General features: G+C 50.6%; 12 protein-coding genes. 9 read left to right on the plus strand and 3 right to left on the minus strand.

Annotation, left to right across the window (positions count from 1 at the left end):
* On the minus strand, window positions 1-281 hold a 281-nt coding region (locus VB081_RS05920; RefSeq protein WP_323399908.1), incomplete at its 3' end, for an iron chaperone.
* 71 nt (window positions 282-352) lie between these two features.
* Window positions 353-883 carry an SLOG family protein gene (locus tag VB081_RS05925; RefSeq protein ID WP_323399909.1) on the minus strand — a complete coding sequence of 177 codons (531 nt, stop codon included), beginning with the start codon at window positions 881-883 and terminating at the stop codon, window positions 353-355.
* Between the two features lie 106 nt (window positions 884-989).
* On the opposite strand from VB081_RS05925, the gene VB081_RS05930 reads away from it, so the two are divergent.
* The 6 genes from VB081_RS05930 to VB081_RS05955 all read left to right on the plus strand — a co-directional run bounded on the left by VB081_RS05930 (window position 990) and on the right by VB081_RS05955 (window position 3,645).
* The gene (locus tag VB081_RS05930) at window positions 990-1,232 is read left to right on the plus strand and encodes a helix-turn-helix domain-containing protein (protein ID WP_323399910.1); all 243 of its coding nucleotides are present in this window, start codon (window positions 990-992) and stop codon (window positions 1,230-1,232) included.
* A gap of 81 nt (window positions 1,233-1,313) precedes the next feature.
* Entirely contained in the window at window positions 1,314-1,556 is a 243-nt protein-coding gene (locus tag VB081_RS05935) for a helix-turn-helix domain-containing protein (RefSeq protein ID WP_323399911.1), read from the plus strand.
* Entirely contained in the window at window positions 1,537-1,812 is a 276-nt protein-coding gene (locus tag VB081_RS05940) for a helix-turn-helix domain-containing protein (protein WP_323399912.1), read from the plus strand. Before VB081_RS05935 ends, VB081_RS05940 begins: the two co-directional genes overlap by 20 nt.
* Before the next feature lies 1 nt (window position 1,813).
* The gene (locus tag VB081_RS05945) at window positions 1,814-2,056 is read left to right on the plus strand and encodes a helix-turn-helix domain-containing protein (protein ID WP_323399913.1); all 243 of its coding nucleotides are present in this window, start codon (window positions 1,814-1,816) and stop codon (window positions 2,054-2,056) included.
* 392 nt (window positions 2,057-2,448) lie between these two features.
* Complete coding sequence (locus VB081_RS05950; RefSeq protein WP_323399914.1) at window positions 2,449-2,937, plus strand: TM2 domain-containing protein; 489 nt, start codon at window positions 2,449-2,451, stop codon at window positions 2,935-2,937.
* Window positions 2,938-3,036: 99 nt separating this feature from the next.
* Window positions 3,037-3,645: a GNAT family N-acetyltransferase gene (locus tag VB081_RS05955; RefSeq protein ID WP_323399915.1), complete on the plus strand. Its 609-nt coding sequence runs from the start codon at window positions 3,037-3,039 to the stop codon at window positions 3,643-3,645.
* Here the strand turns inward: VB081_RS05955 and VB081_RS05960 are convergent.
* A complete protein-coding gene (locus VB081_RS05960) occupies window positions 3,637-4,161 on the minus strand; it encodes an ECF transporter S component (protein ID WP_323399916.1) in 525 nt (174 codons plus the stop codon). The two genes, VB081_RS05955 and VB081_RS05960, sit on opposite strands and share 9 nt — an antisense overlap.
* 185 nt (window positions 4,162-4,346) lie before the next feature.
* On the opposite strand from VB081_RS05960, the gene VB081_RS05965 reads away from it, so the two are divergent.
* The 3 genes from VB081_RS05965 (at window position 4,347) to VB081_RS05975 (ending at window position 8,526) form a co-directional block, all read left to right on the plus strand.
* Window positions 4,347-5,756 (plus strand): aminotransferase-like domain-containing protein, encoded by a 1,410-nt coding sequence (locus tag VB081_RS05965; protein ID WP_323399917.1) that lies wholly within the window; start codon window positions 4,347-4,349, stop codon window positions 5,754-5,756.
* Between the two features lie 113 nt (window positions 5,757-5,869).
* The gene (locus tag VB081_RS05970; protein WP_323399918.1) at window positions 5,870-7,192 is read left to right on the plus strand and encodes a DUF1015 domain-containing protein; all 1,323 of its coding nucleotides are present in this window, start codon (window positions 5,870-5,872) and stop codon (window positions 7,190-7,192) included.
* Window positions 7,193-7,209: 17 nt separating this feature from the next.
* A complete protein-coding gene (locus tag VB081_RS05975; protein WP_323399919.1) occupies window positions 7,210-8,526 on the plus strand; it encodes an aspartate kinase in 1,317 nt (438 codons plus the stop codon).
* The last annotated feature ends 140 nt before the right edge of the window (window positions 8,527-8,666 follow it).

Consider the following 8,666-nt stretch of genomic DNA (forward strand, 5'->3'; position numbering starts at 1 on the left):
AGCGGGTCTTTCAGCGGGAACTGGATCGCACCCTTAGAATATTTGTAGCCGTCAAGCTTAGGGATAAAGTTCTCCACACCGCTCGCGCCCGGGTAAAGGCCGATGTGCGCTTTGTTCATGGCGAAATGCACAAGGTTTCCGTTCAAATAAAAGGTCGGCATATTCCAGCTTATCTTTTCCGTTGCGTCCGGCGCAGCCTCATGGATAACCTGCCTGATTTCTTCCAGTTTTTGTTGCAATTCCTGCGGATATTGTGCAATGTATTCGTCTATGGGCGTCATGATTGTTCCTCCTGCGTTTAGCGTATTGCAATATATGTAAACGAAAGAGGAAGCCGAAAACCACCCCTTTGTTATTTTGCAAAGGGCATCAGCCTGTTTGGGTTGATCTCGCAGACCGAAAGGTTTTTCCTGTAGGCATACTCAAGCGTATATTTTGTCCCGCCCGCCGATGCTCCGTCATAAACAGCGATCATGTGTGCGGAATGCTCAACCAAAAAGCGGTCGCGCGCAAGAAGACAGCCGTCGGCGTATTCGCTGCCTAATAATATTTTATGATCCGCCTGCGCGAGTATCTTTTTATAGCGGGCTTGCTCCGTCGCTTCCCAGCGCTGCGCCTGCGCAAGATAAGGGATGGCGCATACAAGCCGCAGATGCTCGCCGATCAGTTCGCGGATTTTCAAAACCAGCTCGGCGCACAGTATATCAATGCCCTGCGCCATGCCCGTGAGAAAGGTGTCGCATCCGTCCGTCAGCGCTTTTTTGAGGATATTTGTGATAAGCTGCTGCTCCAAAAGCCGGTACTGCGGGTGGTCTTCGTTGCGCAGGAAGGGTAGCTTGTGCGGGCGGTGTCCGGTAAAACAGCAGGTATGGGATTTATTCATAATAACCACCTTAATGTTAAATATTCCTATTTATATAGTAACTATATAAATAGGAATATGCAATATGTAACTATGAAGATAGACTTAAAATGAGGTAAGAATCCGAATGAAAGATTATAAATCCGTTCTGGAAATGAAGGATTATGGCAAGATTGTCCTAAAAGTCAATCAGGTCATGGATCAGAAAAACATTGCCAGAAACAAATTAGCAAAATTAACAGACGTTCGGTTTGAAGTGATCGACCGGTTGTATAAAGGGAAGCTTGAAAGGGTGGACTTGGACATTCTTGCAAGAGTTTGCTTTGTACTTGAGTGCAGCATAAGCGATGTTTTAGAATTCAAAGAGTAGGCAGCAAAGGCGAAATATCCATTTCGCCTTTTTTAACGCAAAAATTATGATCCGACGATAAACGGTGAGTGGAGTTAAAAAATGAACGCGCAAGAAGTTGTTGCCCATAGAATCAAACAGTTATGCGAGGAAAAAGGATTCAATCCAAATAGTATTGCTAACTTTGCCGCAGTACCGCAAGGAACAGTGAAGAGTATCCTGAATGGCGAAAGCCAAAATCCGGGTATCGTTAACATCAAGAAATTGTGTGATGGTTTTGGAATCACCCTCGGTGAGTTTTTCAGTACACCGGAATTTGATGCGCTTGAGCAAGAAATCGAATAAAGCGGGGAAGTTGCCTGTGAGTAAAAATTTAGTTGGGAAAAGAATACGTATCGCAAGGGCTATGATGAACCCGCCGATGAATCAGGCCGATTTGCTTGCGCGTCTGCAAGTGAATGGGATGTCTGTTTCGCAGGCGACTTTATCCAAAATTGAAAATGGGGAACGATCAGTCTCTGATTTAGAACTCGTAGAAATCTCAAAAGCTTTGAAAGTGGAAATTCTATGGCTGTTGGGCGAAAAAGAGGCGAAGATTTAAAATGAATATGCAAGGGACCATTGTTTATAGGATCAGACAGTTATGTGCAGAAAGAAATTTGACCATCAATAAATTGGCTAACATTTCGGCTTTGCCACCATCTTCGGTTAAAAATATTCTTTATGGGAAAAGTAAAAATTCTAAAATTGTGACGATCAAGACAATATGTGATGGCCTAAATATCACCCTCGGCGAGTTTTTCAGCACGCCGGAATTTGACGGACTGGAGCAGGAGATAAAATAGTAAAAGCGCCTATCTGAATATTGCAGATAGGCGCTTTATTGATTTAGTTAACTTTGCATTTCTTTTTTGACTACAGGCTTTAATGCTTTGCGTACAAGCTTTTTTGCCTCGGCAACATTATCATTATCCAAAACTTCACGCTTTAATATGTCATATTATGTTGTCATCATCATTATAATAGGTTATATGCTGTTTTACAATATTTGGAATATCCAAACGTTACAACCGGCTCCGTTCCAAACAAAAACCTACCAAACCCCTTAAGACTTTATGAAGAAACGCAAAATAACGCAAAATCGCGTTGACACGCGGTTTTGCGCCCCGTATACTGAAAGCAAGACAAGAGGCGCACGCACTCATGGCGCGCGTTATCAATAGGAGGATTTATAAAAATGGCAGAATACAAATATTGCAGAAATTGCGGCAGACAGCTTAACCCGGGCGAAACAGTATGTTTAGGGTGCGGCGTGCCGGTAGGTACAGGGCACGACTATTGCTGGAATTGCGGTTCCAAGTCAGATCCGGAAGCGGTCGTATGCGTCAAGTGCGGCGCTGGCCTCGTTCCCAAAAGCGGAACGCAGCAGCAACAGCAGCAGGCACAACCGGGACAGCAGCCGGGCACGAACGCCTATCCCGCTTCGCAGTCCAAGTCAAAGATCGCGGCAGGCATCCTGGGGATTTTCCTCGGTTGGCTGGGCATCCACAACTTTTATCTTGGCTTTACAAGCAAGGCGGTCGGACAGCTCATTTTAGGCCTGCTTGGATTTGTCACCTTTGGCATCACGTCGGCGATTTCCGGCATCTGGGGTCTTGTGGAAGGCATCATGATCCTGACAGGCAGCATCAACACCGATTCGGACGGCAGACCGCTTATCAACTAACGATACGCAACCCCGACAGCGGCGTGGCCATTTGGTCATGCCGCTTTTTGTATTTCGTGGTACAATCAGGGGAGTGATCATAAGGAATGGAGCAAAAACATGCTGGATAAAACGCTTCCCCATTTCAATGTACTGATGGAAAAGCCGGACACCGCGCAGTACCCGCGCTATGCGCTGCCCGACGGCTTTTGCTTTGCCAGCTACCAGCCGGAATATGCGGAAAAATGGGCGCAGCTCATTTATATGCTGGAACAGACCGATACGCTGCAGGAAGCGCACGATCTGTTCAGCAGGGAATTTCTCAGCCGTCCCGCGTTGCTCGAAAAACAATGTGTTTTTGTGCTCGACGAAGCGGGCGAGGTCGCCGCGACAGCGTCGCTGTGGCCGGGCAGTCATCTCGGGCGGGAGCATCTGCGCATCCATTGGGTGTCCGCCGCGCCAAAGCATCAGGGCAAAGGGCTCGTAAAGGCGCTGCTGACTTATCTGCTCGACCTCTACGGGCAGCTCGATCACGACGGCTTTTTGTACTTGAGTTCGTCCACGTGGAACATAAAGGCCATCAACCTGTATATGCAGTTTGGGTTTGTGCCCTACAAAGGAAAAGTCCCCGCCGCATGGAAAGGTGGCAGGGACTACCAAAAAGATTTTCAGGCCGCATGGCCTCTTATTTACGAAAAACTGGGGAAATCCTCCAAACAGTCAGGATAATTTAGGGCGCAGGGCAAACCGGTTGCGCAGCGAACGCATCGGATGATAAAGCGCCGCGGCGATCGCAACGCCGCACCCCGCCTGTATCATGTTGGGGATGAATGTCGCAGCCGCAGCCGCCCAACCGCCGATCGCGAAAAACTCGTACGTGCAATAGCCAAACGCCATCACAAGCCCCGCCACAACACACGCGAGCAAATAGCGCCCAAAGGAAATATTTTTCAATGTAAGCACGCCCACGATGAGCGCCATACAACCCTTGATCACAAGCGTCGCGGGGATATAGATCACAGAGCCGAGCATCAGATCGGCAAGCGCGCTGCCCACCGCCGCCGCAAACACGGCATAAGGCCCGCCCAAAATAAACGACAGGCAATAGATGATCACATCGCCGATGTTAAAATACGCGCCCTTCACGGCGGGTACGGGAATGTAGATCAAAAGCGTCACCACAAAAACGAGCGCGGTCATGACGGCCGTGGTCGTTAATTTTTTTGTTTTGTCCTGTGCTACCATTGTCTTCTCCTCATTTCGCTGCTATATTGTTAACCGCCGTTTTTACAGCGCAAACGTTCAAACGTGATTGTACCACTCTCGTAGATAATTGTATGCTTTTTGTTGTGGTACAATAGTATTATATGATTGTTGTTGTCATGTTTCAATGGTATAATTGTATGCAATACAAATTAAAAGGAGCAGATATGGCTGGATTTTTTTATGACGATCTGAGCTGGCAGCCCGCGCTTGACAAAGAAAATAAACCGATCTATATGGAAATCGTGAACGCGCTGCGGCACGACATCAAAAGAGGCGTGCTGCAGCCGGGCGACAAATTGCCCCCACAGCGCGAACTGGCAGATTTTTTGGGGATCAACCTGAGCACGGTCACGCGCGCGTTCAAAATATGCGAACAGCGCGGACTGATCTTTGCGACGGTGGGCAAGGGCACTTTTATTTCTTCAGATGTCCTCGTGTCCGAAGCGACCACCACGGCCGACGGCACAAGCGCCCCCAACCTGATCGATCTTGGCATGATCCTTCCGCTGCACGACAAGGATCAATACATCATAGAAGCAATGCGCCATGTCGCCTCCGGGCCGGATGTGGAGGACTGCCTTTCCTACGGTGCGCCGCAAAAAAAGGCCGCGGACTGCGAGCTGGGGGTGGCGTGGCTTCAGAAGATGCACTTTTCAGTGACGCCTGAACACATTTTTGTGGTGTCCGGTGTGCAAAACGCACTGGCGATCATCCTGACCTCGCTTTTTTCGGCGGGAGACAAGATCGCCACCGACCGCTTCACCTACACCGGCTTCAAAAACCTCGCAAATATGCTGGGCATCCGGCTGGTACCCGTGGATATGGACAAAGACGGGATGGACGCAAACGAGCTGCGGCGGGTGTGCCGCAGCGATAAAGTAAAGGGCATCTACCTGATGGCGGAATGCCAAAATCCGACGGCCTGCTGTATGCCGCGTGCGCGCAGGGAACAGATCGCACAGGTGATCCGCGAAAACGGGCTGATCCTGCTAGAGGACGATACCTACGCATTTTTAAACAACACGGGGCTAAAACCGATCTCTGCGCACGTGCCCGAACAAAGTGTATATATCAGCGGCACGTCAAAGGCGCTGTCTGCAGGGCTGCGTGTGGCTTTCCTTGCGGTGGCGCAGGCCTTCCGCGCGCGCATAGACTTAGGCATCCGCAACATCAATCTGATGACCTCGCATTTCAACACAGAGATCGTTGCGCATCTGGTGCGCACGGGCGCGGCAGACGAGATCATCCGCAAAAAACGGCTGGAAGCGCAGGCGCGGTGCGCTCTCGCGCAGGAGATATTCGAGGGTTTTGACCTGCGCGGCACACACAGGGATTATTTTCGCTGGCTCATCCTGCCACCGGGTGTGCACGGCAGGGATTTCGAGGCACAGGCAAAAGGCAGGGGCGTAAACGTTTTCTGTGCGGAAAAGTTTGTTGTGGGAAGCGATTTCCCCTTTGACGCGGTACGTGTATCGCTTTCGGCTGCGCCGACGCGCGAACAGCTCAGGCACGGGCTGTGCGTCCTGCGCGACTTACTCACACAAAAACCGCAGGGCGAACCGTTCATCATTTGAGTGAGCAAACCGCACGGGCGTTTGTGTTTTTACTTGAAAAAACGGCTTTTTACTGGTATATTATACTATGTATCTTTGGGTGGAGGAAAAACGGCTTTAAAGTGGAGGAAACAATGAGAGATACAAAAGAATTAGGGTTTGTAATTCCGCAGATTTTGTTGCCGCGCGAAGACGTCAACATGGCAAAGTGGTCGTGCGTGGCGTGCGACCAGTTCACGTCGCAGCCGGAATATTGGGATAAAGTTGAAAAGCTCGTCGGAAACGCTCCGTCTACGCTGCACATGGTGCTGCCGGAGGTGTATCTCGAAAGCGATAATGTCGTACAGTGCATTGACGACTTAAAAACAGAAATGCACGAATACCTAAATGGTGGCATAATGGGTCTGCTGCCCGAGGGTATTGTCTTAACAGAGCGTCATCTTAATAAAAAGCTCAGAAAAGGGATACTGCTTGCGATGGACTTGGAGCAGTACGATTTTAAGATAGAAAACAAGCCGCTGATCCGCGCGACAGAGCAGACGGTGCTTTCGCGCATTCCTCCCCGCATGAAGATCAGGAACGGTGCGCCGCTGGAGCTGCCGCACATCATGCTTCTGATGGACGATCCGGAGGACAGCGTGATTGGGCCGCTGCACATCCAGCGCACGAGCCTGAAAAAGATATACGATTTCGACCTGATGATGGACGGCGGCAAGATAGAAGGCTGGCTCGTCGACGAGCCAAAGCTCGTAAGCGGTGTGATCGATGCGATCGCAGGCCTGAAAAAGCGCGACAACATGCTTTTCTGCGTGGGCGACGGGAACCATTCGCTCGCGACGGCAAAGGCAGTGTGGGACGAGGCCAAGCAAGGCCTTACAGAGGAAGAACGAGAAAACCATCCGCTGCGCTTTGCGCTTTGCGAGATCATCAACCTGCGCGACCGCGCGGTCGAGTTTATGCCCATACACCGCGTGTTGTTCGGCGTAAACGCTTCGGGCTGTGCGCAGTTCGTGACAGAGCGCCTGCGCGAAAAAGGCAGGAAGGCAAAGCTTGTATTCGGTCGCTGGCGTAAAGAGATCGAAGCGGACTGCACATACCAGATACCGTTTTTGTACCACGACGGCGCAGGGCGCATCGTGATCGAAGACCCACAGCATCCGCTTGCCGTGGGAGAGGTACAGGAGATATTTGAAGAATACATTGCTCAAAACCCGCAAAGCAGTATCGATTATATCCACGGCGACGAAGCGTTTTTGTCGCTCTCAAAGGAATACGATAACATTGGCTTTTATTTCGATTCGATGGATAAAAGCGCATTTTTTGATCTTGTCGTTGCTTGCGGCGTGCTTCCCAAAAAGACGTTTTCGCTGGGCGAAGCAGAGGAAAAGCGTTATTATCTGGAAGGCCGTATGCTGACGGATCATTTTGAAGAAGAAACAGAAAATACTGAGGAATAGGTTGGAGAGGATTGAACATGGCTGTTAAGGTTGCGAAATTCGGTGGGAGCTCACTTGCGTCCGCAGAACAAATTTTGAAGATGAAACAAATCATTGAGGCGGACGAAGCAAGAAAATTTGTCGTACCGTCCGCGCCCGGAAAGCGTTTTTCGGACGATATCAAGGTAACAGACCTGCTGTATGCGCTGCACGACGCGGCGCTGCGCTTAGATGATACGCAGGCAGTCTACGAAAAGATCGTCAAACGCTATACGGACATCCGCGACGAACTCGGCCTTTCCATCCGCATCGAAGACCATCTTGAAAAGATGTATAAGGACATCAGGGCAGGTGCAAGCGAAGATTACGCAGCTTCCCGCGGCGAATATATGAACGGCCTGCTGATTGCAGACCTGCTCGGCTACGATTTCATCGATGCGGCGGACGTGATCTTTTTCAACGAGGACGGCGTATACGACGCAAAGAAGACGCTGTCTGTGCTGCCCGGGGCCTTAAAACTGCACGAGCGTGCGGTCGTTCCGGGGTTTTACGGCAGCCTGCCAAACGGTAAGATCAAAACGTTCTCGCGCGGCGGGAGCGATATCACAGGTTCCATCGTAGCGCGTGCGGCAGATGCCGACCTGTACGAAAACTGGACGGATGTTTCGGGTTTTCTGATGGCAGACCCGCGTATTGTATCAGACCCCAAAAAGATAGACGTAGTCACCTACCTCGAGCTGCGCGAGCTTGCCTACATGGGCGCGACCGTGCTGCATGAGGACAGCATTTTCCCTGTGCTTGAAGCGGCGATCCCCATCAACGTGAAAAACACCAACGATCCAAAGAACAGCGGAACGATGATCATTCCGGCGATCGAAGGGCGCGACGGTTCAAAAGAGGGGATCACGGGCATCGCGGGCAAAAAGAATTTCACGGTCATCACCATAGAAAAAGACGGCATGAACACAGAGGTCGGCTTCGGGCGCAAGGTGCTCGGCTGCCTCGAGAAATTCGGCCTTTCCTACGAGCACATGCCCTCCTCCATCGATACGATCTCCATTGTGATCGCCGATGTGCGCATCCGCGGGGTGATCGAGCAGCTGATCGACGAGCTGCACGCGCAATGCCAGCCGGACAGCGTGGAGGTATCTTCTAACATGGCTATCATCGCGACGGTCGGTCGCGGCATGATCCGCCAGATCGGCGTTTCCGCAAAGCTGTTCACAGCGCTTGCGAGAAACAACGTGAACGTGCGCATGATCGATCAGGGTTCCAGCGAGATCAATATCATCGTCGGCGTAGAAAACGACGATTTCGAAAAAGCGGTCAAAGCGATCTATACCGCTTTGGTTTAAGGAGTGTCAGGGGTTGATTTTTGACGCGTTGCAGGCCGTGATCATGATCGTCATCATCATTGCGGTCGGATATTTTATTTCGTATAAGGGATGGGCAAGCAAGAGCGTTACCAGCTTCATCAGCAAGCTGATCGTCAATA

Source organism: Christensenella sp. (genome assembly GCF_034927525.1).
Taxonomy (GTDB): domain Bacteria; phylum Bacillota; class Clostridia; order Christensenellales; family Christensenellaceae; genus Christensenella.